At 56.1% G+C, this 26,753-nt stretch carries 18 protein-coding genes; 13 read left to right on the top strand and 5 right to left on the bottom strand.

The annotated features are described in order from the left end of the window. Positions 1-61: 61 nt before the first annotated feature. Positions 62-1,027, bottom strand: a complete 966-nt coding sequence (locus L1F30_RS01455) for a calcium/sodium antiporter (RefSeq protein ID WP_253358505.1) — start codon at positions 1,025-1,027, stop codon at positions 62-64. A gap of 243 nt (positions 1,028-1,270) precedes the next feature. On the opposite strand from L1F30_RS01455, the gene L1F30_RS01450 reads away from it, so the two are divergent. From L1F30_RS01450 to L1F30_RS01420, 7 genes are all read left to right on the top strand, one after another. Beyond that, positions 1,271-3,256: a dynamin family protein gene (locus tag L1F30_RS01450; RefSeq protein WP_253358503.1), complete on the top strand. Its 1,986-nt coding sequence runs from the start codon at positions 1,271-1,273 to the stop codon at positions 3,254-3,256. A 102-nt stretch (positions 3,257-3,358) separates the two neighbouring features. Then, positions 3,359-4,516, top strand: a complete 1,158-nt coding sequence (locus L1F30_RS01445; protein WP_253358501.1) for a homoserine O-acetyltransferase — start codon at positions 3,359-3,361, stop codon at positions 4,514-4,516. Positions 4,517-4,518: 2 nt separating this feature from the next. Continuing rightward, positions 4,519-5,106, top strand: a complete 588-nt coding sequence (metW, locus tag L1F30_RS01440; RefSeq protein WP_253361876.1) for a methionine biosynthesis protein MetW — start codon at positions 4,519-4,521, stop codon at positions 5,104-5,106. Positions 5,107-5,108: 2 nt separating this feature from the next. Beyond that, the gene (locus L1F30_RS01435; protein ID WP_253358497.1) at positions 5,109-5,588 is read left to right on the top strand and encodes a DUF4426 domain-containing protein; all 480 of its coding nucleotides are present in this window, start codon (positions 5,109-5,111) and stop codon (positions 5,586-5,588) included. Further along, complete coding sequence (locus tag L1F30_RS01430) at positions 5,572-6,183, top strand: XTP/dITP diphosphatase (RefSeq protein ID WP_253358495.1); 612 nt, start codon at positions 5,572-5,574, stop codon at positions 6,181-6,183. Before L1F30_RS01435 ends, L1F30_RS01430 begins: the two co-directional genes overlap by 17 nt. Positions 6,184-6,190: 7 nt before the next feature. Further along, positions 6,191-7,372 (top strand): radical SAM family heme chaperone HemW, encoded by a 1,182-nt coding sequence (hemW, locus tag L1F30_RS01425; protein ID WP_371922642.1) that lies wholly within the window; start codon positions 6,191-6,193, stop codon positions 7,370-7,372. 91 nt (positions 7,373-7,463) lie between these two features. Further along, the gene (locus tag L1F30_RS01420) at positions 7,464-9,857 is read left to right on the top strand and encodes a response regulator (protein WP_253358494.1); all 2,394 of its coding nucleotides are present in this window, start codon (positions 7,464-7,466) and stop codon (positions 9,855-9,857) included. Between the two features lie 172 nt (positions 9,858-10,029). On the opposite strand, the gene L1F30_RS01415 is transcribed toward L1F30_RS01420, so the two are convergent. The 3 genes from L1F30_RS01415 to L1F30_RS01405 all read right to left on the bottom strand — a co-directional run bounded on the left by L1F30_RS01415 (position 10,030) and on the right by L1F30_RS01405 (position 16,046). Continuing rightward, the gene (locus L1F30_RS01415) at positions 10,030-13,083 is read right to left on the bottom strand and encodes an ATP-binding protein (RefSeq protein WP_253358492.1); all 3,054 of its coding nucleotides are present in this window, start codon (positions 13,081-13,083) and stop codon (positions 10,030-10,032) included. A gap of 202 nt (positions 13,084-13,285) precedes the next feature. Then, a complete protein-coding gene (locus L1F30_RS01410) occupies positions 13,286-13,864 on the bottom strand; it encodes an isochorismatase family protein (RefSeq protein ID WP_253358490.1) in 579 nt (192 codons plus the stop codon). Between the two features lie 70 nt (positions 13,865-13,934). Beyond that, positions 13,935-16,046, bottom strand: a complete 2,112-nt coding sequence (locus tag L1F30_RS01405) for an FAD-dependent oxidoreductase (RefSeq protein ID WP_253358488.1) — start codon at positions 16,044-16,046, stop codon at positions 13,935-13,937. A 197-nt stretch (positions 16,047-16,243) separates the two neighbouring features. Here L1F30_RS01405 and ppk1 point away from each other — a divergent pair, with 197 nt between their 5' ends. The 6 genes from ppk1 to L1F30_RS01375 all read left to right on the top strand — a co-directional run bounded on the left by ppk1 (position 16,244) and on the right by L1F30_RS01375 (position 25,240). Beyond that, the gene (ppk1, locus tag L1F30_RS01400) at positions 16,244-18,319 is read left to right on the top strand and encodes a polyphosphate kinase 1 (protein WP_253358486.1); all 2,076 of its coding nucleotides are present in this window, start codon (positions 16,244-16,246) and stop codon (positions 18,317-18,319) included. A gap of 157 nt (positions 18,320-18,476) precedes the next feature. Next, on the top strand, positions 18,477-18,803 hold the full coding sequence (gene trxA, locus L1F30_RS01395; protein WP_253358479.1) for a thioredoxin TrxA: 327 nt from the start codon (positions 18,477-18,479) through the stop codon (positions 18,801-18,803). A gap of 372 nt (positions 18,804-19,175) precedes the next feature. Further along, positions 19,176-20,435 carry a transcription termination factor Rho gene (gene rho / locus L1F30_RS01390; protein WP_253358478.1) on the top strand — a complete coding sequence of 420 codons (1,260 nt, stop codon included), beginning with the start codon at positions 19,176-19,178 and terminating at the stop codon, positions 20,433-20,435. Positions 20,436-20,708: 273 nt separating this feature from the next. Beyond that, a complete protein-coding gene (locus L1F30_RS01385; RefSeq protein ID WP_253358477.1) occupies positions 20,709-21,524 on the top strand; it encodes a mechanosensitive ion channel family protein in 816 nt (271 codons plus the stop codon). Positions 21,525-21,574: 50 nt separating this feature from the next. Further along, positions 21,575-23,050 carry a 4-hydroxy-3-polyprenylbenzoate decarboxylase gene (ubiD, locus tag L1F30_RS01380; protein ID WP_253358476.1) on the top strand — a complete coding sequence of 492 codons (1,476 nt, stop codon included), beginning with the start codon at positions 21,575-21,577 and terminating at the stop codon, positions 23,048-23,050. A 3-nt stretch (positions 23,051-23,053) separates the two neighbouring features. Beyond that, positions 23,054-25,240 (top strand): patatin-like phospholipase family protein, encoded by a 2,187-nt coding sequence (locus L1F30_RS01375; RefSeq protein ID WP_253358475.1) that lies wholly within the window; start codon positions 23,054-23,056, stop codon positions 25,238-25,240. Here L1F30_RS01375 and L1F30_RS01370 read toward each other — a convergent pair. Beyond that, positions 25,237-26,655, bottom strand: a complete 1,419-nt coding sequence (locus L1F30_RS01370; RefSeq protein WP_253358474.1) for a sodium:solute symporter family protein — start codon at positions 26,653-26,655, stop codon at positions 25,237-25,239. The genes L1F30_RS01375 and L1F30_RS01370 overlap by 4 nt on opposite strands. Positions 26,656-26,753: the final 98 nt, after the last annotated feature.

The raw sequence follows: 26,753 nt of genomic DNA, 5'->3' as shown, positions 1-26,753 counted from the left end.
CTGCGCTGATCAAACCAGCTCTCAGCAAACCATCACCCATTAACGCCCGCGCGCGCAGCAGCTAGCCGATAACCTGCATCGCCAGCGCCGCGTTGTACCCAACGTAGGCCAACACCAGCAAGGCCCCCTGCCAGCGCTGGATAGCGCCGCGGTTGAGCGCCCGGTAACACAGTACCGCCAGCGCGCCAGATAAAAGCACCATCACCAGCGCATCGCGCCCGAGGGCATCGGGTGCTACAACATCCGGGTGAATCAGCCCCGCAATACCCACCACGCCCAGAATGTTGAACACGTTCGAACCAATCACATTGCCAATGGCCAGGTCGTGCTGCTGTTTGCGCACACTGGCTATGCTGGCGGCAAGCTCCGGCAGGCTGGTGCCGAGCGCCACTACCGTCAGGCCGATAATCAACTCGCTGATACCCAGCGCCAGGGCAATCTCGGTGGCTGACCACACCAGCATGCGGGAGCTGGCCAACAGCGCAACCAAGCCCAGCAGCAGCGCCATGGCCGCCTTCATGCCGCTTTGTTCATGCGAGACGCTGGCTTGCACATCGTCTGCCAGTGAATCGTCGGGCGAGCCCATGCTCTGCCACACGCCAAAGCCGATGTAGGCGGCCAGCCCGCCGAGTAGCAGCAGCGCATCACCGCGGCCCAACCAGTCGTTAGTGAGCGCCAACACACCCAGACCCGTCGCCACCAGCATCAGCGGCATCTCTTGCGACACTACCCGCGAATGCACAGCAATGGGCGCCATTAACGCGGTCACCCCCACAATCAAGCCAATATTGGCGATGTTGGAGCCAAGGGCATTGCCAAGCGCAAGGTCCGGTTCGCCCTGCCAGGCCGCAATGGCAGACACCAGCATTTCCGGCGCCGAGGTGCCAAAGCCCACAATCAAAATGCCCACCAACAGCGGCGACATCCCCAGCAGCTGGGCCACCGCCGCCGCACCGTCGATGAATTTGTCTGCGCTCCAGGTTAGCAACACCAAGCCTACGATGAGTCCACCTACTGCTATCAGCACGCTCTACCTCTTTTGTGTGGATGAAGATTTATTGGCCGCCATTGTATGCATACAGGCCTCAAATAACACGGTTTGCAGCTGGGCCCTGGCGCTAAAAAGCCATAAAAAATGCCTAATAAAGCGAAAACGATATAACCAAAACTTTGAAGTTGGGCGCCATTCGGTTTTAATAGTCGGCCCAAAAAACAAGAATAGGGCACGGTTCGCCACCCAGGCGACGATGCTCAGGTCACAGGTTGCACTATGGATCACGCCTCACTCTACCGGCAGCTGTCCGGTTTCCAGCGCTGGAAACAACAGCTCAACACCCAACTGCAGGCCTTTTTGCAGTGGTTGGAAGCCCACAAGATTACCTCCAGGGCGGCCGAGCAGAGCCTCAAGCACGCGCGCACTATGCTCGCCAACGATCACTTCACCCTGGCGCTGGTGGGCGAATTTTCCCGCGGTAAAACCGAGCTGATCAACGCCTTGCTGTTTGCCGAATACGGCCACCGCCTGCTGCCCTCGCAACCCGGGCGCACCACCATGTGCCCCACCGAAATTTACCGCGACCCGCACACACCCAAGGGCTGCGTGCGGCTACTGCCCATCGAAACCCGCCGCTCGAACGTGGCGCTGGCGGCGTTCAAGCGCATTCCGCAAAAGTGGGTCACCACCCACTTCGACCCCTACGACCAAAAGCAAGTGGCCGAGGCTATGGCGCGCATCGCCGAGGTAAAAACTGTGTCTGTGGCCGAAGCCGAAACCCTGGGGTTTGACATTGAAAGCCTGGTGCGCTCGCGCGAGAGCGTAGACCGCGTAGAAGTGCCCGTGTGGCGCCACGCGCTGGTGAGCCTCGACCACCCGCTGCTGGCGCGCGGCCTGCGCATTCTGGATACGCCCGGCCTGAACGCCCTGGGCAACGAGCCGGAGCTTGCCCTGGGTACCCTGGCCAGCGCCCAGGCCATGCTGTTTTTGCTCGCGGCCGACACGGGCCTCACCGCCACCGACATGGAAATCTGGAACGAGCACATCAACATACTGCGCGCCACGCAAGATGCCGAAGTGATTACCCTGCTCAACAAAATCGATTCCCTCTGGGACGACCTGCTGCCCCAAGAGGACGTGCTGCTGGCCATTCACAAGGTGCGCGAAACCACCGCGCGCCAATTGCAGCAGCCTATGGACCAGGTACTTACGCTGTCGGCCAAGCAATCACTCATTGCCCGCGCCAAGGGCGACGCCACCTTGCTGGCCCGCAGCCAGATGCCCAAGCTTGAAAAAATACTTTCCGAAAAACTCATCGATAGCCGCACGCGGCTGGCGAGCCACCGGTTGATCAGCGATTTGCTCACCATCATGGACGACACCAGCAACCTCTTGCGCGAGCGCCTGTACGCTGCCGATCGCGACCTGGCCGAGGTAGAAGGTGCCCGTGGCGATGCCGAGCACAAGGCCACACTGGTGTCGCTGCGTGCCAATATCAAACGCATTCACCACCAGTACCACAAGCAAAGCCTGTCGCTAAAATCCAGCGAACGCCTGCTGTACCGCCAGCGCGACGGCCTGCTGGGCCCCATTGGCGAGGCGGTGATCGAACAGCAAATTCAGGCCGCCGAACAGGCGCTGGCCGAGAGCTGGCACACCTTCGGCGTGGGCCGCGTGGTGCAGGAATTTTTCGACAACATCGATCACTGCCTATCGAATTTGAGCCACGAATTGCTACAGGCCAACAAGGTGATGTTGTCTATCTACAAGCGTGAAGACAGCAACGTCAACCCGGATCTGCTGCGCAATCACGAGTTCAATTTGCGCCACTACCGCGCGCGCACCAACCAGCTGCGCGCGCACAGCAAGCAGTACTCCCTGGGCCTTGGCAACCTGCTCACCAGCAAGCAGACGCTTATGGAGCGCTTTCTCAATACCGTGGCCAACGAAACCCGCGCGCTCATGCAAGAATTGCGCACCGATCTCGACAACTGGCTGAAAGACGCCCTGGCACCGCTCAATCACCGCAACCTCTACCAAAAGCAATTGCTAGATGAGCAGCTGCTGCAGTTGGCCAACCTGAATTTGCAAAACCACACCCAGCAAGAACAAGTGGGCATGCTGAAAGGGCAAATCGCCAAGCTCGAAACCGCGCTGATGGAGCTGGATACCATCATCAACAGCACCCGCGCCCTGCAACCGGACGGCCAGGCGCGCTCGAACGTGGTAAATCTGCGCGCCAAAAACGCCTCTATCCTGTAAATGCCAACAGCGCTGCGCGTGAAAAACCGCGCTGCCCGCTTGCCCTGACGCGGGTGCGTCCTTAGACTTGCGGCCACCCTAACCGCGACTGGATAGCAGAAGGTGCCCAAGTCAGACGCCCGCTCCGTTGGCCTCGTAACGCCACAAATTTATGAATCACAAGCGCCGCTGCAGCTGGCCTGCGGCCGCGTGCTGGAAAGCTACCAGCTCATTTACGAAACCTACGGCCAACTCAACGCCGATGCCAGCAATGCAGTGCTCATTTGCCACGCACTCTCGGGCACCCATCACGCAGCCGGCTACCACAGCGAAGACGATCGCAAACCCGGCTGGTGGGATCACTACATAGGCCCGGGAAAACCCATAGATACCAACCGCTTTTTTGTGGTGGCGCTGAACAATTTAGGCGGCTGCGCGGGCTCCACCGGGCCCACCAGCATCAACCCTGCTACAGGCAAACCCTGGGGGCCGGATTTCCCGCCCTTGCGCGTGCGCGACTGGGTGCATTCACAGGCCAAACTGGGCGAGGCGCTCGGCATTCACAACTGGGCGGCCGTGGTGGGCGGCTCGCTCGGCGGCATGCAGGCCATGCGCTGGGCGCTGGAATACCCGGAGCGCGTGCGCAATTGCGTTGTGATTGCCTCGGCCATGAAGCTTACCGCGCAAAACATTGCCTTTAATGAAACCGCGCGCAACGCCATCACCTCGGATCCCAACTTCCACGCAGGCGACTATCTGGCCCACAACACCACGCCCAAAAATGGCCTGGCCACCGCGCGTATGATTGGCCACATAACCTATATGTCGGGCGATGGGCTGGGTGAAAAATTCGGCCGGGCCCTGCGCCGCGGCAGCTTTGCCCAAGGGGTGGATGAACCGGTGGAATTTCAGGTGCAAAGTTATTTGCGCTACCAGGGCGATGTGTTTTCCGACAACTTCGATGCCAACACCTACGTGCTGATGACCCGCGCGCTCGATTATTTTGACCTGGCGCGCGAATACAACGACGACCCGGTACAAGCATTCGCCCGGGCCCGGGCGCGCTTTTTGGTGGTGTCTTTCACCACCGACTGGCGCTTTTCGCCCGAGCGCTCGCGCGAAATTGCCCATGCACTCATGGCCGCCAACCGCTCGGTTTGCTACGCGGAGATTGAATCAAATTCCGGCCACGATGCCTTCTTGTTACCCAACTCCCGCTACGAGCAGGTGTTCACCCACTTTATGCAAACCATCGATACCCACACGCAGGTGCAACCATGAGCCTGCGCATTGATCACTCTATTATTGAAAGCTGGGTGGCGCCGGGTACGCGCCTGCTGGACCTCGGCTGTGGCGATGGCACCTTGTTGCAACTGCTGCGCAAAAGCCGCCAGATTGAAGGCTACGGGCTGGAAATTGGTGGCGATGAAATTAACGCCTGCATTGCAAAGGGCCTGAATGTTATCGAGCACAACCTGGATGAAGGCCTCAACCGCTTTGGCGATAAAAGTTTTGATTTGGTGGTAATGACCCAAGCCCTGCAAACCATGCGCTTTCCGCATTTGGTGCTCGATGAAATGCTGCGCGTGGGGCGCGAGTGCATTATTGCCTTTCCGAACTTTGGCCACTGGAAAGCCCGCTGGCATTTGGCCACCAGCGGGCGCATGCCGGTGTCTGACTTGCTACCCTACCAATGGTACGACACCCCCAACATCCACTTTTGTACCGTGCGCGATTTTGAAGTGCTGTGTGCTGAAAAGGGCATCAAGATTTTGCAGCGCCAAGTGACCGGCGCCCACGGCACCCACGGGCTCATCGACCTTGCGCCCAACCTGCTGGCGGTCAATGCCATCTACCACCTGAGTAAATAGCCATGAAAACACTGCTGGGTTTTGTATTGCTCGCCACCCTTTGGGCCCCGTTTGTACACGCCCAACCCGAGCCGCCAACGGCCACCCCCGTGACCACCAACCCCTGGCACGACAGTGGCGACTATCGCGTGCACTTTAGCACCTTCACCAGCGATTTCCTGCCTGCCAATGCCGCGCGCGCGCTGGGCTTTACCCGCGCCAAAGATCGCATCATCGTGAATGTGGCACTCACCCAAAAGCAGGCCGACGGGCACTTTACACTGGGCCTGCCCGCAGGCGTGGAAGGGGCGGCCACCAACCTAATGCAACAGCGCAAAAGCCTGAGCTTCAAACCTGTGGAAGAGCCCAACGCCACCTACTACCTGGCCGAGCTGCGCTTTACCAATGAAGAAGTCATGCACTTCGCCTTAACCGTCACCACGCCAGATGGCACGGCGATAGACGTTAGCTTTTCCCGGAAACTCTATGTCAACGATCAGTGAAATTGTGCTGGCCAGCAACAACGCCGGCAAAATCACAGAACTCAATCACCTGTTGGCCGAGTGCGGTATTCGCGTAGTGCCGCAGTCGGCTTTTGACATCCCAGATGCCGAAGAAACGGGCCTGAGCTTTGTGGAAAACGCCATATTAAAAGCCCGGCACGCAGCCCGTATTGCCAACCGCCCGGCACTCGCCGACGACTCGGGCCTGTGCGTAGACGCCCTCAAGGGTGCGCCCGGTATTTATTCTGCGCGCTACGCAGGCGAGCACGGCAACGATGCCGCCAACAACGCCAAGTTGCTGCAAGCACTGGAAGGCCAACCCAGAAGCGCACGCACGGCACGCTTTTTATGTGTGCTGGCACTGGTGCGCCACGCCGACGACCCGGTGCCGATCATTTGCCAGGGCGAATGGCGCGGTGAGATTCTCACGCAACCTGCGGGCGACAATGGCTTTGGCTACGATCCGTTATTCTGGGTGCCTGAGCGCCAATGCGCCTCGGCACAACTTTCCAAGGAAGAAAAAAGCGCGCTGTCGCACCGCGGTCAGGCACTGAAAAAACTGTTGGCTGAATTGTCAGCGAGCCACAGCGCCTGACACGCCGATGATGCCCACCGATTGCCTGCCGCCGCTGTCACTTTACATCCACATTCCCTGGTGCGTGCGCAAGTGCCCCTATTGCGATTTCAACTCCCATAAGGCCGGTGCAGAGCTGCCCGAGGCCGCCTACGTGGCCGCGGTGCTGGCCGATATGGCGCAAGAGCAGCCCTTCACCCACAACCGGCCGCTCACCTCCATTTTCTTTGGCGGCGGCACACCCAGCCTGTTTAGCGCACACGCTATTGGCGCACTGCTTGAGGGCGCCGAGCGCTGCTTTGGTTTTGCGCCAGATATTGAAATCACCCTTGAGGCCAACCCCGGCACCGCCGAGCAGCAGCGCTTTGCCGGCTACCGGGCCGCCGGCGTGAACCGGCTTTCCCTTGGGGTGCAAAGTTTCAACCCCAAGCAGCTTGCACACCTTGGCCGCATTCACAGCGGCGCTGAGGCGCAGGCGGCGGTCATCATGGCCAGACGGGCCGGCATAGATAACTTCAACCTGGATTTAATGCACGGGCTGCCCGATCAAACGCCCGCCGATGCAGCAGAGGATTTGCGCCAGGCGCTGGCGCTGGAACCCAACCACCTCTCGTGGTACCAGCTCACCATCGAGCCCAATACCGAGTTCTTCAGGCGCCCGCCCACACTGCCCGTGGAAGACACCCTGGCGGATATTCAAGACGCAGGCGCCGCGGCACTGAGAGAGGCGGGCCTTGGCCAGTACGAAATCTCGGCCTATGCCAAACCGGGCAAGGCTGCGCGCCACAACCTCAACTACTGGCAATTTGGCGACTATGTGGGCGTGGGTGCCGGTGCCCACGGCAAACTCAGCCACCTTCATGAAGGCAGGCTCGCGATGGTGCGCCGCTGGAAAACCCGCACACCCGAGCACTACCTGCAGCGCGCGGGCCAACCGCCCCAGCCCGGCAGCCACTTCAGCTTTGCCGCCAGCACTGAGCCACTTGCCCCAGCCGACCTGCCGCTGGAGTTCATGATGAATGCCCTGCGCTTAAGCGCAGGCGTAGAGGCCAGCCTGTTTGAAGCCCGCACGGGCTTGAGCCTCAAGGCACTGGAGCCCACCCTTGGCCGCCTGCGCGATCAAGGCCTGATAACCCCGGACAGGCTGCAGGCCACCCCTTTGGGCAGCCGGTTTTTGAACCGGCTATTGCTGGCCTTCGAGCCCGAATAGCCCGCCGTTTAGCTGCTACACTTTCTGAGGTGCGGCCGAAGGCGGGCGCACCCAAGCCACCGCTTTTGGCCAAAGGAAATCGCCTGCGACTATGTTCAGCCTGACCCGCTACCGCCGCGAAAACCCCATCGCAACACGACTGCTGGCACTGATCATTATCAGCAGCTCGGCCATGGCGCTGTTTGCCATTTTGGTGCAGCTGTATGTGAGCTTTAACGACGACATAGACGCGCTCAACAAGCGATTAGACCAGGTGCGCATCAGCACCCTGCCCTCTATCACCAAAAGCCTTTGGGGCTTCGATGAAGAGCAGCTCAACGTGCAAATTCAATCGGTACTGGAAGTAGAAGACGTAGCCCAGGTGACAGTGGTGTGGCGCGACTGGAACAATACCGATCAAGCCATGACCGCAAGCTCCGGCAACAGAGCGGTCAATACTAGCGAAGAAAACAGCCGCGGCACGCTGGTAAAAGAATACCCGCTCATCTACTCAGATCCGAACACCCCCGAGCAGGAACTCGGCAAACTGATTATTACCGCAAGCCTCAACAGCGTGTACAACAAACTTTGGGGGCGCGCCATTTACATCGGCGTATTGCAGGGCACCAAAACGCTGTTGATCTCACTATTTATTTTATGGCTGGTGCGCTCGCTGCTAACCCGCCACATGGAAACCATCGCCCAGTACGCCCGCCAGCTCAGCCTCGATAACCTCTCAACGCCGCTCAAACTCAAGCGCCACAAAGACCCGGCCCAACCCGATGAATTAGACAACGTGGTAAACGCCTTTAACCAAATGCGCAACTCGCTGCTGGAAGATATCGAACAGCGCCAGGCCATTGAAACCGCGTTGCTCACCGAAAAACAGCAAAAGCTTGAATCCGAACGGCAAAAAGCCGTGGCCGAATCTGCCAACCGCGCCAAGAGCCAATTTCTGGCCACCATGAGCCACGAGATTCGCACCCCCATGAACGGGGTGATTGGCATGGTGGAGCTGCTGCGCGACACGCCGCTCAACAACACCCAACAACACTACCTGGATGTGATTCACCGCTCGGGCGAAACCCTGATCGACATCATTAACGACATTCTGGATTACTCCAAAATTGAAGCCGGCAAAATGGAGCTGGAAGCAGCGCCCTTCAACCTGGAAGACCTCTTGGAAGATTGCGTGCAATTGTTCGGCGCCACCGCCAACAAACGCCACATAGAATTAATTGGCAGCGTCGCCCCCGGCACGCCGCTCAACTTGCTGGGCGACCAAACCCGCCTGCGCCAGGTGCTCATCAATTTAATTGGCAACGCCTTTAAATTTACCAGTGAAGGTTTCGTGATTGTGGAAGCCCGGTGCTTGCGCAAACCCGAAAGCGATGCGCCGCTTATTTGTTTCAGCATTCGCGACAGCGGTATCGGCATTAACGAAGAGGGCATCGCGCGGCTGTTTCAATCCTTCAGCCAGGCAGACAGCTCAACCACCCGCAAGTTTGGCGGCACAGGCCTAGGCCTTGCCATTTGTAAACGCCTGGCAGAAATGATGGGCGGAGAGATAGGCGTAGACTCAGCCGAAGGTGAAGGCTCTACCTTCTGGTTTACCGCGCGCTTCGAACTGGCGGCCGAAACCGATAGCCTGCCCCCGGAAGTGCCGGCCGATTTGTTGCAAGGCAAGCAGCTGCTGGTGGTGGAAGACAACAGCTACCTGGCCGGCATTATCAACCAGCATGCGCGCAGCTGGGGTATAGAGGTACATCAAACCACCAACGAGGCAGAAACCCTTGCCCTCCTGGATTCAGAAAATAGCCCAACGATTGATTTCGCCTACCTCGATAACGACATGCCCGAACTGGATAGCCTTTCGCTTAGCAAAAAAATTCGCAACCTCGCAAGCCCCACGCTACCCGTTGCCATGCAAACCGGTGGCGACACCATGCCAGATGCCCACCAGCTGGCCGAAGCCGGCATTCAGCAGGTGCATAGAAAACCGGTCACGCCCAACAAATTGCGACTGATTCTGGCAGGCCTTTTGGGCCACAAAACGGAAACCGCCAAAACAAAAAGCGACAGCACAAACAATCTCTATGCCAACCTGAAAGTACTGGTAGCCGAAGACAACCAGGTTAACCGCATGGTGATTAAAGGGCTGCTCGGTAAATTTGGCATCAAGCCCACCATTGTGGAAAACGGCCGCCTGGCTTTCGAGGCGGTTACCGCAGGTGATGCAGATTTTGACTTGGTGTTAATGGATTGCGAGATGCCCGAGATGGATGGCTTTGAGGCCACGCGCAGCATTCGCGAGTACGAGCGCCGCAACATGCTGCCAGATTCCATCATCGTGGCGCTTACCGCCCACGCCATGCAAGAGCACCGTGAAGCCGTTTACGCAAGTGGCATGAACCACTACCTGAGTAAACCGGTCACCGTTGAAGCCTTAAAGCAGGCCTTTGAGAAAGTGGGCATTTTAAAAACTCACGCACAAGCTATGATCTAAACGTCATCAAGCACTACCTGCGCATCACCGGATAAACACACGGCCTAAATCGCTCCGCCCTTTTGCGGATTATATTTTTAAGTACAGGAAGTTGCGCATAAAGCCATAAAGGTTATTTGCATGTAAGAGCCAATCAGTGCCGGCGCGCACAGGCGCAGGTACCTGCCACACCCTACTTAAGCTCGGGCTTTAGCCAGCGGTACAGCATGTTATCAAACTCCTCTGGGTCCAGGGGTTTGGTTAAATAGTCACTCATCCCTGCCACCAGGCAACGGTCTTTGTCGCCCGCCATGGCGTTGGCCGTCATGGCAATGATAGGTAGATCGGCATTGTGTAAACCGCCTTTGCCCTCACGAATTAGCCTGGACGTTTCATAACCATCCAACACGGGCATTTGGCAATCCATTAGAATAATATCAAAGGCATTGGCCGGGTCATTTAGCTTTGCCAACGCATCTTCGCCGTTCTCCGCCGTGATCACCTGCATGCCGATATCGGCCAGTAAACCCACGGCGATCTCAAGATTCACCTGATTATCATCGACGAGTAGCGCTGCGCGCCCCTTTAATAGCTGCAGCGGTGATGCGCCACTTTGCGCCTGGATTTCCGGCATACCGGCCGCTTTTTTGCCTCCGTTTTGCATCAACCTTAAAAGATCTACAAGGTCTGTGAGGGTGACGGGCTTGTTAAGCTTTCGAAAATTTTCAAAGCCCTTAAGTTGCTTGCTGGCATGCATAATACTTTTGTGAAGAATAATGCTATTGGCCTCAGACAAGATCACCCGACTGTCAGTTAGCAGGTGTATGTCAATAAACACCAGGTCGTAGTCTTCGGCATTAAATGCTGCATCTTTGGTGTTGGCCGGCCACTCAATCTTGGTCACTCCCAAGACTTTTAGATAATCGCTCAAACTGCGGCTTACATATTCCTGGCTTGTGTGTACCAAAGCGCGCATGCCATTTAGGCTTACATCCTGAAACGGATTTCTGTCTGCGGGATCTAGCCTCTGTACAAGAGTGAACGAGAATTCCGATCCCTTGCCCGCCACACTGGTGGCCGCAATATCGCCGCCCATTAACTGGCATATTTGTCGCGAAATCGACAACCCGAGCCCTGTGCCGCCGAATTCGCGGGTCACACTGCTGTCTGCTTGGGCAAAGGCTCCGAAAACAGCCTTCAGTTTGTCTTCCGCAATACCTATACCGGAGTCTTTCACTACACCAAAAACCCGGACTTTATCGTGCTCGATAATTTCAGTCTCAAGACTTACATGTACATAACCCGACTCTGTAAATTTAAGTGAATTACCGATAAGGTTGGTGAGCACCTGACGCAGGCGTTTACCATCGCCAATCAGATAATGGTGCTTAACCTTTGCGGCATTGAGTACGAAATCGATATTCTGCTCATTGGCTTTAATGGCGAGTGAATTCACCAGGTCATCAACCACTGTGGTCAGGCAATAGCGTGACGAATCTATGTCCAGTTTATTGGCTTCAATCTTGGAGAGATCCAGCACATCATTTATTAAACTCGAAAGCACCACCGCGCTCTTTTCTGCCAAGCTTAGATATTTTTCACGCTCTTGTTTTTCAAGATCTTTATGCAATAGCCTCAGCATACCTACAATGCCATTGAGTGGGGTGCGTATTTCATGGCTCACATTGGCAATGAATCCACTTTTTGCAGCGTTGGCAGCCTTGGCATGATCAACAGCCCGGGCAAGCTCTTTGGTGCGCGACTCCACCTGTGCCTCTAACTGTTTATTGGCATCGCGAATGGCCTGCTCGGCTTGCACCTGCACGCTCACGTCGCGAACAAATGCCGACACACCACCCACATTGCCCACTGAAGTTTTAATTGGTGAAAGTTTAACTTCCACCTCCAGCTGCTGATTATCCGCACGCACCACCGGCAAGCGTAGGGGCTCGGTAAATTCGTTGTTCAACACTCTGTTAAACAACGCATCAAACATCTGCTGGTGGGTGTCGTTGGAAAAAAGGAAATCAATAGGCTTACCGAGTGCCTGACCTTCGCTGTAACCCAAGGTTTCAATAGCCGCCAAATTCCAAGAAGTAATTCTGCCACTTTCATCCAGTGTGAGAATGGCATCTTGCGAGCCTTCAATGAGGGCACGGAAGTTGGCGTGAGCCTCTTTGAGCTTGACGGACTGCTGGACATTCGATTGATACATAAATAGCAACACAAGGCACACCAACATACCGCCGGATGCCGCGTAAATGCCGCCCATAACCTGTGCATTCATCAGGTCATCTACTGCGTCATAACCAATAGCTACAATCAGCCGCAAGACATTATGGTGCTCTACACCCAATACGCTCAATTCGCGCGCCCTGGCAAAGAGTTCAGCCCCTTCTTGAGAGACTATTCTGGTTGCACCGCCGCCAGCGGCAAACTCAACGTAATGGTTGTGCCAGGTGCTTGCTTGATCTTGTTCGAAGCCGAAACTGTGCTGCCCATAACCATCGACAATGATGCCGCCATCACTGTTAACCAGAAACAGGTATTGCCGGCTAGATAAGGTGTCGCGCATGCGTTCAAACAGAAACTCGGCATTAAAGTTAATAATTAATATGCCAAACACACTGTCTACGCGGTCATAGATGGGAATGGCCAATCGGTAGGTTGGCTCGAGTGGAAACACAATTTTACCGTGCTCGCGGTTTAAATTGATGTCAGAGGTATAGATTTGTCCAATGGGCAGTCGGGCCGTTTCAGTAAAATAATCCCGCTCACCTTTTTTTTGCAAAAAGGCATTCTCTACCACTTCTACCGACATTTGGTCGCGCTCAACACGCACTAGCTCAAGGCCATTGTTTGCCACACCTATGTAGCGTACCTGGTTCACATCGGCATTGGTTTTTAGGTAGGCAGTAAAAATGGTGGCCAAACGCTGCTTCCACTCGGCAATGGAAGTGCCATCGTGCGGGTCTGTACCTTGGTTGTTGGCGGCACGTGCTATGCCCTGAATAGGCGGCGTATCGTAGAGAAACCGCAGCTCGTTGCGCTGCTCGGATAAGGTTCTCTCTACCATTTGCCGCTGAACTTCAAGGCTTTTATCTAGATCACGGGAGAGGTTTTTGAAGGCACCACTTCGGCCGCTTTCAATCACAAACCAGATTAATGCTGCAAAAGCCACCAGCAATACAAGCGCCGAGGCCCGCACCAAGCGCAGGTAGGCGTAGGAGTCGCTCAGCAGCTTCATAGGCTACATCCTTAAAGCAATAGATCCTTAGTTAAGTACAAGGGCCAACTGGCATGCCCCGCGGGTAGAAAAGCTGAACTACGCCCACAACAGCGATCGTCAACAGGCCAAGGGCCCCGGGCGCGCTCATAGTTGCAGGGTTTGAGTATAGACAAGGTTTCAGCAGGGGGTTGTGCACCTAAGGGGCGCTGATGGTTACGTGCTAGCAAATACTTTGGTGTGCACCAATGATGTCATCGCTTAGAGTAAGGGCGCAGTATTCGCCCGCAAGATTTGCCAGAAACACGCGCTGCACTGTGTCTGCATCAATCACCTCACCTTCTGGCGTTACCAGCGCAATGGCGGCGGTGGCATCTGTGGCGAGGGTTACGCGGTAGCCCAAACCTGCCGCGTGGCGCACTGTGGCATCTACCGAGTGATTAGTGGTTACACCACACACCACCAGCTGCTGGCAATGCAGTTGTTTAAGCTCTGCGTGCAAGGCGGTATTGATGAAGCCGTTATTGTTGCGCTTGGTCACCACCCGCTCCAAGGGGCCGGAGTTAACCGCATACTTGAAGGCAAAGCCCGCGCTTTTTGCGCTATAGGGCGAGCCGGCCAGTTGCGAGGAGTGGCGCAAATGCACAACCGGCCAACGGTGCGCACGCCAGTGTGCCAGCAACGCCGCTATGCGGGTTTCGGCCTCCGGGTTAGCGCGCGGCCCGTGACTTACCCAAAGCGGATCATCAATGGCTTTTTGCACATCAATAATCAGCAAGGTGGCAGGCAGAAGGTGCGGCATATAAGTGAGGGCTTGGGCATTCAGCAACGAATGCCCAAAGTGTAATCAGCTTGTAAAAAAGCGCAATCTATCAGCGCCGCCAGGCGTGAAATTTTTGCACCCAGCCCAACAATTGCTGGGGCGCATTGGCGCGCTTCCAGTTGCCGGCGGCAAATTTATTGGCCTCGCTCATGGTGGGGTAGATGTGCACGGTGCCGAGTATGCTGTTTAGCCCTCGCCCGTGTTTCATGGCGCTGATGAACTCGGTGATTAATTCGCTGGCGTGGTGGCCCACAATAACCGCACCCAGTATCCGGTCTTTACCCTTTGGCGTGAGCACTTTCACAAAGCCCGTGGCGGTGCCATCGGCCAGTGCGCGATCCAGATCATCAATGCCGTAGCGGGTAATTTCATACTCAATGTGCTTGGCCTGTGCCTCGGCTTCACTCAAGCCTACGCGCGCCACCTCCGGCGCGGTAAAGGTGGCCCAGGGCACCACGCTATAATCCACTTTGAAAGATTTTAACGGGCTGAACAAGGCGTTTACCGCCGCGTACCAGGCCTGGTGCGAGGCCATGTGGGTAAACTGGTAGGGGCCCACCAAATCGCCGCAGCCATAAATATTGGGGAAACGCGTGCGCAGCTTATCGTCTACGGCAAGGCTGCCATTGTCAGTGAGGGCAAGGCCCAATGCCTCGGCACCAAAACCCTCCACGTTGGGCGTGCGCCCAACGGCCAATAACAAAGTATCGAACACAAGGCTTGTGCGCTTGCCATCTTGTTCATACACCAGGCGCTGTTCACCATTTTCTACCTCAAAGGCCACCGCCGTTGCGCCATTGATGAGCTGAATTTTTTCGCGCACAAACGCTTGGCTGATAGCCTCTGATACATCGGCATCTTCGCGCGGCATAATGCGCGCCGCGCGCCCAAGCAGGGTAACGTTCGCACCCAGCCGTGCAAAGGCCTGCGCCAGCTCGCAGCCGATGGGGCCGGTGCCCAAAACCAGCAGCCGGCCCGGGTTTTCCCGCAGTGACCAGATGGTATCGGAGGTGTAGTAATTCACCTGCTCAAGCCCGTCGATTGCAGGGATGCTGGGGCGCGCGCCGGTGGCCAGCACAATGGCGCGGGTGCGAATAATCTTGCCGTTTACTTCCACCTCCCAAGGCGAAACCAGGCGCGCACTGCCGGTGATGCAATCAACCCCGAGTGCGGTGTAGCGCTCAATGGAGTCGTGCGGGGCCACCTGGCCTATCACCTCGTGCACGCGGCTCATCACCCGATTGAAATCCACCTCAGGCACAACCGGTTGTACGCCGAAGTGCTCGGCCTCACGCATAGATTGCGCCACTGCCGCCGAGCGAATTAAGGCCTTGGAGGGCACACAACCGGTGTTGAGGCAATCGCCGCCCATGGCGTGCTTTTCAATGAGTGTGACCTTGGCCTTCACGGCCGCGGCAATGTAAGCAGACACCAAGCCGCCACTGCCGGCACCAATCACCACCAGGTTGGTATCAAACTGCTTGGGCTTTTGGTAAGGGCCATACACCCGCCAGCGGTTGATCTGCGCCATGAGCAGTTTGGCAAGCCAGGGGAATACCGCGAGCAATGCAAAGGCCAATAACACTTCTGCCGACATCACCCCGCTGACCGACAGCTCTTCAAGCTGGCCAAGCTCCGCACCGGCATTCACATACACCGCCGTGCCCGCCAACATGCCCAGCTGGCTCACCCAGTAGAAGGTAAAGGTTTTCACCCGCGTAAGCCCAAACACCAGGTTGATCACGAAAAAGGGCACCAATGGAATCAGCCGCAGGGTGAACAAGTAAAAGGCGCCGTCTTTTTCAAGCCCGCGGTTAATGGTGGCCAATTGGCGCGCGAACTTGGCTTGCACCCAATCGCGCAGCAAAAGCCTGGCGGCCAGAAAGGCGAGCGTGGCACCAATGCTTGAGGCAAAAGAGACAATCAACAGCCCCCACCAAAGCCCGAAGAGCCCGCCGGCAATGAGCGTGAGCACCGCAGCCCCCGGCAGCGATAAGGCCGTTACCAGCACATAGATGGCGCCAAAGCCCAAGCCCGCCAACAGCGGCTGCTCTTGCAGCCAACGCCGGTACACTTGAGGCTCCAGCAGCGCCTCGCCACCCAGCCCGTAAAACGCCGCCACTGCAGCCACAATGGCCAGCAGCAAGAATATTTTTTTCATAAGGTCACATTTATTTCATTTAGAAGGTGTAGGATGCGGCTGATTTGAGCCCTGTTCACTATACTTGTTACGCGCCCACCCAGATCAAATAATGAATGGTACCGGCGCACAGGTTTTATCGCTTTGTGCCAGCCAGTGCGCGCCATGGCGGCAAGTAAACCACGCACCACCCACACAATAGCAAGCCCTGGAATACCATGAACGATCTGGTCTGCGAATTTCTGGATAACCCGGCCTATTACCTGAACCGGGAGTTAAGCCACCTGCACTTTAACCGGCGGGTGCTCAACCAGGCACTCGACAACTCGCACCCGCTGCTTGAGCGGTTGAAATTTTTGCTGATTTGCTCGGCCAATCTGGATGAATTTTTTGAAATTCGCGTGGCCGGCCTGCGCCAGCGCATCGCCATGGAGCGTGAAATCACCGAGCTTGACGGCTCAAGCCCGCAAGAGGTGCTGGCCGCCATCAGCCAGCAGTGCCACGAGCTGGTGGCTGAACAATACCGCATTCTGAACGATGTCATTTTACCGGCGCTGGCCGCAGAAGAAATTCACTTCATTCCACGCAACCAATGGACACAGGCCCAAAGCGAATGGGCCGATGCATTTTTTGAATCCGATGTGCTGCCCATCATCAGCCCCATCGGGCTAGACCCGGCGCACCCCTTCCCCAGGCTTGTGAACAAAAGCCTGAACTTTATTGTGTCGCTCGAGGGCCAAGACGCCTTCGGGCGCGAGACGGGCCTGGCGGTTGTGCCGGCACCGCGCTCGCTGCCGCGCATTTTGAAGTTCCCCGATGAGCTGGTGAGCGGCGGCGACAACTTCGTGTTTTTATCGAGCATCATTCACGCCAATGCCGACAAGCTGTTCTCGGGCATGACCATCAAAGGCTGCTACCAGTTTCGCATTACCCGCAACGCCGACCTGGATTTCGACACCGAAGGCGTGGCAGACCTGGCCCGGGCCCTCAGGGGCGAGCTGCACTCCAGGCGCTTTGGCAACGCCGTGCGCCTGGAAGTGGTAGACGACTGCCCGGAGCCACTGATTCACTTTCTGCTGCGCGAAACGGGCTTAAGCCAGCAAGAGCTCTACCTGGTGAATGGGCCTGTGAATTTCAAACGCCTGATGGACGCCGAGAAGTCTCTCAACCGGCCGGACTTGCAGTACGCGCCCTTTGTGCAAACCATCCCCAAAGGGCTCACCCGCAAAGACAACATCTTCCAGGCCATTGCCCACCGCGACCAGCTGCTGCACCACCCCTTTGAATCATTCACGCCAGTGGTGGAGCTCTTGAGCCAGGCCGCCAAAGACCCGGATGTACTGGCCATCAAACAAACCCTGTACCGCACAGGCTCCAGCTCCCCCATAGTGGATGCCCTGCTGGAGGCGGCGCGCAACGGCAAGGAAGTCACCGCCGTGGTAGAACTGCGCGCGCGCTTCGACGAAGAGGAAAACCTGGAGCTGGCCAGCCGCCTGCAAGAGGCAGGCGCCGTGGTGGTGTACGGGGTTGTGGGCTACAAAACCCACGCCAAGATGATTCTTATTGTGCGCCGCGAAAACGGCAAGCTGCGCCGCTACGTGCACCTGGGCACCGGCAACTACCACTCGGGCAACGCGCGCCTGTATACCGACTACTCGCTGATGTCGGCCGATGAAGACCTGGGCGCCGATGTACACATTATCTTCCAGCAGCTCACCGGCATGGGCAAAACCGAGCGCCCCAAAAAACTGCTCAACGCGCCCTTTACCCTCAAGCGCCAGCTACTGCGCATGATCGACGCTGAGGTAAAAGCCGTAGAGGCGGGCAATAGCGGGCGCATTATCATCAAGTGCAACGGCCTGACCGAACCCAAGGTGATCCAGGCGCTCTACAAGGCAAGCCAGGCCGGCGTGCAGGTAGACCTGATTATTCGCGGCATGTGCTGCCTGCGCCCGGGCATCGCCGGCGTGTCTGACAACATCCGGGTGATCTCAGTGGTGGGCCGGTTTCTGGAGCACAGCCGGGTGTTCTACTTCGCCAACAGCCAGCCCGGGCTCTACTGCGGCAGCGCAGACCTCATGGAGCGCAACCTGAACCGGCGCGTGGAGGTGTGCTTCCCGGTGGAAGAGCCGGCCCTGGTACGGCGGCTCATGGCAGATCTTGAGAGCTACCTGAGCGACAGCCACCAAAGCTGGCAATTAGACACCCAAGGCCACTATTTAAGGCTAGAATGCGAAGACGGCGCACCCAGATCATCGGCCCAGCAGCAGCTGCTGAGCGAATTGACCAAATAGTGCCCTTTAAATGGGCAAGATTGCCCCCATTAACCACCCACTTACCGCAATTACCCGGTCAAACCTCGGTGGCCAACTTGTACAGGCTCGGCTCTAACCTTATGATGCTCGGCTAAACCACTAGGTGTAAGACCTTAGAACCAACGGAGATTTCCCAATGAGTGATGCTATCGTTCACGTATCCGACGCTAGCTTTGAAGCAGACGTACTTAAGGCTGAAGGCCCAGTTCTGGTGGACTTTTGGGCAGCCTGGTGTGGCCCTTGCAAAATGATTGCCCCGGTACTGGACGAGCTGGCTGGCGAGCTGGCCGGCAAGATCACCATCGCCAAGATGGACGTTGATGCCAACAAAGAAACCCCTGCCAAGTTCAACATCCGTGGCATTCCCACGCTGATGATCTTCAAGGGCGGCCAGATGGAATCCATGAAAGTGGGTGCGCTGTCCAAGTCGCAGCTGGTTGAGTTCATCAACTCCGCACTGTAATCCCTGCAGCGCCGCAAAAAAGCGGCGCTCAGTTTTTGCACTATCGGAAATATGCGTTTATACTCAGCTCAACTTTGAGTTCCCGTCTGTACCTTCCCCCGATCGCAACTTTAGAACAAAGGGCCCAACCGGCCACAAAACCGCTCGGATTTACCCTGGGAAAGCAACAGACTACTGGCAATGGTGCCTACCCCCGAACGCGCACCGCCCAAGGCGTGGTACTCCCCAAGAGCACCCGGCGCAACGAGTACCCCCAATACATTCAGTTACCTGATTTATATTGATAATTTTTAACTTCTTATTTAGCGCAAAACTCCCAGCCGCCTTTTCATTGCGGTGATGGACTCCCTTACCCCCATAAAGCACTTTCTTATGAATCTAACCGACCTAAAAACAAAACCCATCGAAGAGCTGCTGGAAATCGCCAAAGGCATGGGCCTGGAAAACCTGGCACGCTCACGCAAACAAGACATCATCTTTAACATTCTCAAGCGCCACGCAAAAAGCGGTGAAGACATCTACGGCGACGGCGTGTTAGAGATCTTGCAAGACGGTTTTGGTTTTTTACGCTCGGCAGACAGCTCCTATTTGGCCGGGCCAGACGACATTTACGTATCGCCCAGCCAGATTCGCCGCTTTAACCTGCGCACCGGCGACACCATTTCCGGCAAAATTCGCCCTCCCAAAGAAGGCGAGCGCTACTTTGCCCTGTTGAAAGTTAACGACATCAACTTCGATCGCCCGGAAAACTCGCGCAACAAAATTCTGTTTGAAAACCTGACGCCCCTGTTTCCCAACGACCGTTTGGTACTGGAAGCGGGCAATGGCTCCACCGAAGATTTAACCGGCCGCATCATCGATTTGATTGCCCCCATCGGTAAAGGCCAGCGCGGTTTGATTGTGGCACCGCCGAAAGCCGGTAAAACCATCATGATGCAGAACATCGCCCAGGCCATCACCCGCAACAACCCAGAGTGCCACCTGATTGTATTGCTGATTGACGAGCGCCCTGAAGAAGTTACCGAAATGCAGCGCAGCGTGCGCGGCGAAGTAGTGGCCTCAACCTTCGATGAACCACCGGCACGCCACGTGCAGGTTGCCGAAATGGTAATCGAGAAAGCCAAGCGTTTGGTTGAACACAAAAAAGACGTGATCATTCTGCTAGACTCCATCACCCGTTTGGCGCGCGCCTACAACACCGTGATTCCATCATCGGGCAAAGTCTTGACCGGCGGTGTAGATGCCCACGCACTGGAAAAGCCCAAGCGCTTCTTTGGCGCGGCGCGCAACATTGAAGAAGGCGGCAGCCTCACCATTGTGGCCACAGCGCTGGTAGATACCGGCTCTAAAATGGACGAAGTAATTTACGAAGAGTTTAAAGGCACCGGCAACCAGGAACTCCACCTGGATCGCAAGATTGCCGAAAAACGCGTGTACCCGGCCATCAATATTCGCCGCTCAGGCACCCGCCGTGAAGACTTGCTCATGAAAGAAGACGAAATGCAGCGCGTGTGGATTTTGCGCAAGCTCTTACACGATATGGAAGATCTGGGCGCCACCGAGTTTTTGACCGACAAACTCAAAGACTTCAAAACCAACGATGAGTTTTTCTTGTCGATGAAGCGCAAATAGTTAAAAGCCCGCAGCTGCGGGCTTTTTTTTGCTTAAGTTTTCCCCACTGCAATATTTAGAACTGTTGCACGGGTATTGTGGTGTATAAGAACACAATGCAAAAGCCGGCCGCACACTCCTGCCAAACGATGCCCGCGCTTGCCCACCGGTTAATCTTTACGGCCAACGCCCCCGTAAACTGCTAAATTAATACGCGAAGGAATTCACAAAACACACAGTTAACCGCCCATGGCTTTGCTAAAGTTAAGCCGTTGATTATTAAAGGAGACAAACATGGATTGGGTAAAGCAATTTGAAGAACTGGCCATCGCCTATGGCCCGAAAGCACTCCTTGCCCTGTTGGTATTGTGGGTGGGCTGGAAAGTCATTGGGGGCATCGTAAAAGTTACCGATAAGGCCCTGGAGCGCAGCAACGCAGAAGTTACCCTGCGCAAGTTCCTGGCCAGCCTGATTGGCTCGATTTTAAAAGTGATGCTGATTATCAGCGTGGCCTCCATGGTGGGCATCCAAACCACCTCCTTTGTGGCAGTGCTCGGTGCCGCGGGCCTGGCCATTGGCCTGGCGCTGCAGGGCAGCCTGTCGAACTTTGCAGGCGGCGTGCTGATTTTATTGTTCAAGCCCTTCAAGGCTGGCGACTTCATTGAGGCCCAGGGCATAGCCGGCACGGTGAAAGACATTCAAATTTTTACCACGCGCATTCTCACCGGTGATAACAAGCTGATTTTTGTGCCCAATGGGCCGCTGGCCAATGGCAACATCACCAACTTTTCTGCCCAGTCTCACCGCCGGGTAGACATGGAATTTGGCATCGGCTACGACGACGACATAGACAAAGCCCGCGCCACCATCAGCGAGGTGATCAACAGCATAGACGCCATCATCAAAACCGAGGAAGGCCGCGAACCGCTCATCGCCATTTGCGCCCTGGCAGACAGCTCGGTGAATTTCCGCGTGCGCGTGTGGGTGCTCTCGCCCGATTACTGGTCTGTGTTTTACGCCATGCATGAAAATATCAAGAAAGCCTTCGATGCCAACGGCATCTCTATCCCCTACCCGCAACGCGACGTACACCTGCATCAGGTGTCTTAATCGCAACAGGCGCTTGTGCTAAGGTATTGCCCTCTGAGAGGGCAATACCATTGAAATATTCTGACCTGCGCGACTTCATTGAAAAGCTGGAACAACGCGGCCTGCTGGTACGCGTAAGCCACCCCGTAGACCCACACCTGGAAATGACCGAAATCTGCGATCGCACCTTGCGCGCAGGCGGCCCGGCACTGCTATTTGAAAATCCGGTGGGTTTTGATATGCCGGTGCTGGCCAACCTGTTCGGTACGCCCGAGCGGGTGGCCATGGGCATGGGGGAAGAAAAGGTTTCTGCACTGCGCGAGGTGGGCAAAATGCTCGCCTACCTGAAAGAGCCCGAGCCGCCGCAAGGCTTTAAAGACGCCTGGGAAAAGCTGCCCATCTTTAAACAAGTGCTAAACATGTCGCCCAAGGTTGTGAACAAGGCGCCCTGGCAGTACAGCGTAAAGACCGGTGCCGAGGTAGACCTGCACCAACTGCCCATCCAAACCTGTTGGCCCGGCGATGCCGCGCCATTGATTACCTGGCCACTGGTGATTACCCGCGGCCCCAACAAACCACGGCAAAATCTCGGCATCTACCGCATGCAATTGATCGGTAAAAACAAACTGATTATGCGCTGGCTATCGCACAGGGGCGGCGCATTGGATTTTCAGGAGTGGTGCAAACAAAATCCTGGCAAGAAATTCCCGGTAGCCGTAGCCCTAGGCGCAGACCCGGCCACCATTTTAGGTGCGGTGACCCCCGTGCCAGACACCCTCTCGGAATACGCCTTTGCGGGCCTATTGCGCGGCGAAAAAACCCAGCTGGTTAACTGCACAGATTGCGATCTGCAGGTACCTGCCAGTGCGGAAATTATTTTGGAAGGCACCATAGATCCTGCAGAGCTTGCCGACGAAGGGCCCTATGGCGATCACACGGGTTACTACAACGAGGTAGACCAATTCCCGGTGTTTACCGTTGAACGCATGAGCCTGCGTAAAGATGCCATCTACCACTCCACTTACACTGGCCGGCCACCGGATGAACCGGCCGTACTGGGTGAAGCCCTCAATGAAGTGTTTGTGCCCATTTTACAAAAACAGTTTCCGGAAATTGTGGATTTTTATTTGCCGCCGGAGGGCTGCTCTTACCGGCTGGCCATTGTAACCATCAAAAAACAGTACGCCGGCCACGCCAAGCGCGTGATGATGGCGGTGTGGTCTTTCTTGCGCCAGTTTATGTACACCAAGTTTGTGATAGTCACCGACGACGATGTCAACGCGCGTGATTGGAACGATGTAATCTGGGCCATCACCACCCGCATGGACCCGGCGCGCGACACCACACTGATTGAAAATTCACCCATCGACTACTTGGATTTTGCCTCACCTGTGTCGGGCCTTGGCTCGAAAATGGGGCTAGATGCCACCAACAAATGGCCCGGCGAAACCAACCGCGAGTGGGGTGAACCCATTACCCGCGACCCGGAGGTTGTGAAAAAAATAGACGCCATCTGGGCCGACCTTGGCATTGAGTTGAAGGATTAACCCATGCAGCGCTTGCTGGTTTTACTTTTTTGCACAGCCCTGTGGCTGCCATTGAACGCCAAAGATGCCGATGGCAAACGCGTGGGCTTGGTGCTCAGCGGCGGCGCTGCCCGTGGGCTTGCGCACATTGGTGTGCTGCGCGCACTGGAAGAACAGGGTATTGAAGTAGACATCATAACCGGTACCAGCATGGGCGCCATCATCGGCGCCATGTATGCCAGCGGCTACAGCGTTGATCAGATTGAACAGCTCGGCACCGAACTCGACTGGGGTTATGCACTTACCGATACGCCGCCACGGCAAGATCTCACCTTCAGGCGCAAACAAGACGACCGGCGCCATTTATTGCGCACAAAACTAACGGTGGTAGATGGCACCCTGCGACTACCGGCGGGCGTACTGGACGGCCAGAACCTGGACTTGCTACTGCAAAATATTTTCCGCCAAACCGACGACATCAATCACTTCGATCAACTGCCCATTCCCTTTCGAGCCATCGCCACCGATTTGGAAACCGGCAGCCAAGTGGTGCTGGCCGACGGCTCGCTCGCGCGCGCTATTCGGGCCAGCATGTCGATTCCCGGCATGCTCACCCCTGTGCGCCACAAGGGCCGGCTACTGGCCGATGGCGGCATGGCCAACAACATGCCCGTGGATGTGGCACGTGCGCTAGGTGCAGAGCGCATAATCGCTGTTGATATCGGCTCGCCACTGAGCAATGCCGATGAACTGGGCAATGTGTTTGCCATTTCCAATCAAGTGACCACCTTTCTCACCATCAAAAATGTGCAGGAGCAAATCGCCACCCTCACAACAACAGACCAACTGTTGCAACCGGATTTGAAAGGCATAACCTCGCTCGATTTTACCCGCGCCGGCGACGCCATCGCGCTCGGCTATGCAGCAGCCATGGCCGCGCAGCCGCAACTGGCAAGCCTGGCCGGCGCTCGCCAGGGCCCCACACCGGATATCGCTATTGAAACATCGCCCACCATCACCCGCACCACTCTGGAAAACGACAGCTACCTGAATAATCAGGCACTGCTTGGATTTATTGAGCAAAAACCGGGCACCGCCTTTAACCGCAAGCAGCTTGAGCGCAACATCAATACGCTCTACGGCCTTGAGTATTTTGAATCCATTAATTACGCATTGCTCACTGAGGGCGATGGCAAACGGCTGCATTTGAGAGTAAAAGGCGATAAACGCCACAAAGGTTTTATCCGCTTTGGCTTTAACGCCAGCGACAATTTTACCGGCGACAACTATTACAATATTTCGCTGGGCTACAACCAAACCGGCATAACAGACACGGGCGCAGAATGGTTCTCCCAAGTGCAGCTTGGCAACGACATCCGCATTGCCACCGAGCTCTTTGTACCACTTAATTACAAATCGCCTTTTTACATAAAGCCCACAGCCGAATACCTGGCCCGCGATGTACCCGTGTACGACGACAACCTGGAAACACAGCTGTTGATGCTAAGAGACAGACGCGTAACCGGCGCACTGGCAGCCGGCCTGCAATTTAGCCACTACACGGATATCAGTGTGGCAATGGGAGCCGCCGATGGCCGGTTAAATGTGCAAACCGGTACGGCCGATATTGATAACTACGGCTACCAGCAATACTTTACAGACATAGCCCTGCAATACGACAGCGAAGACAACATCTATTTCCCAACCTCCGGCAGCCGCGTGAATTTGCGCCACCGCAAGTACTACGACCAGAAAATAGATAACGCAGATTATGTGGAAACCGAAGCCTTTATTTCGCACGCACATACGGCAGGTAAAAACACCTTTATCGGGCGGCTGCAAAGTGTGCGCACCAACGGCGAAAATGCGCTGCCTTCCAGTGTGTATTTTTTGGGTGGCTTTGGCCAGATCTCGGGCATGCCTGAAAACAGCATTGTGACGCAAAACCACGATTTGGCGGCGCTGTTTTATTTACGGCTGTTGAACTCACCACTGCTGGTATTCGATACCCGCTACTACTTTGTAGCCTCGCTTGAACATGGCCGCGCCTGGAACGACAGGGCCAGCGCAATCCCCTTCGACATGGGCAATGTCACCGCCGGCAGCCTGGGGGTCGCCATGGATTCACCGGTGGGCCCGGTAGTGCTCAGCTACGGATTTAACTCGGCCGATCAGCAATCGGTGTATTTCTCTATCGGGCGCGCGCTCTAGGCGCGCGTAGGCCGATACAAACTGCCGCCAATCAAACACACGGTAGCCACCAGAAAGCCTGCAAAGTGTGGCGGCAGGGGTTCATCTGCCCAGAAGATCTCGCACACCAGCCAACTACCCACACCCATGATCAACCCCAAGCCCACGCCAAAGCTTGAGGTTTTTTTCCAGTAGATGCCAAACAGCAATGGCGCCAGCGCCATCACCATGGTGACCTTGTAGGCGTTTTCCACCATGTGGTGAATAGAGGTGGATTGGCCGGTGGAATAAAGCGCATAAAGTGCAACCAGCACCGCAAAAAAAGCCACCACGGCGCGCGTGAGCCAAAGAAATTGGCGGTCGGAAAAGTAGCCATCTGGCAGCATACCTTTAATGATGTTTTCTGAAATCGTCACCGAGGGCGCAAGCATAGTGCCCGAGGCGGTACTCATAATCACTGATAACAGCGCACCGTAAAATATCACCTGCGCGTAGAGCGGCAGGTGATTGAGTATCAGGCTTGGCAAAATTTCCTGCGGATCTTTTTCAAGCAATGTGGCGGTCATGGCGGGGTCTATGAGGTTGGCTGAATAGGCCAAAAATATGGGCACCGCCGCAAACACGAAATACACAAGGCCACCGATCACCGTGCCCCACACGGCAATGTTTTCATTGCGCGCGGTGTTGGCGCGCTGGAAGATATCCTGCTGCGGCATAGAGCCCAGCGCCATGGTTAATAGGCCCGCCACAAAAGTAATGACCGCCGCCCATTCAAGCTCTGGCCAGAAATTGAATTTCTGGGCGGCCTGTGCTTGTTCTATAACCGGTGCAATACCGCCGGTTTGCTCGCTCACCAGCCAGCCAATCCACAAAAGGCCCAATACAATCACCACCATCTGGAACGAGGTGGTGAGCGCCACCGACCACATGCCACCAAACAAGGTGTACAAGGTGACAATAAAAGTTCCGAGCAAAATGCCGTTTTGCATACTCACGGCCCCCTCGGTAAGCACACTTAGCACCAACCCGAGCGCCACCACTTGCGCCGACACCCAGCCCAAATAAGAGGCGGCAATGGCCAGGCTCACGGCCACTTCAATGGGCCGGTTAAAGCGCTTGCGGTAGTAGTCGCCAATGGTGAGCAGGTGCATGCGGTACAAGGGCCGCGCCAGAAACAGGCCGAAAAACACCAGGCACAGGGTAGTGCCGAAAGGGTCTGAAATTAGCCCGCCCAAGTCTTCACTCATGAAGGTGGCGGGGATACCCAGCACGGTTTCCGCCCCGAACCAGGTGGCAAACACCATGGCGATCACCACAATCATCGGCAGGCTGCGGCCTGCACTCACGTAATCTTCAGTGGAGTTGACCTTGAGCGAGGCATAGAGCCCCAGGGCCACGGAAATCAGCAGGTACAGGGCAATCAACTGGAGCAACATAGGGCGTTCTCTTGGTTTGGGCGGCTAACAAATTCGGGCTAGGCTAGTCTACCTAAGCCAAATGGGTGACACACTCCCCCATTTGGTTAGCCAAAATA

It is taken from the genome of Simiduia sp. 21SJ11W-1 (assembly GCF_024138675.1).
Lineage (GTDB): Bacteria > Pseudomonadota > Gammaproteobacteria > Pseudomonadales > Cellvibrionaceae > Simiduia.
Note: the sequence above shows the minus strand (reverse complement) of the source record. Positions and strands in the feature narration are given on the sequence as shown.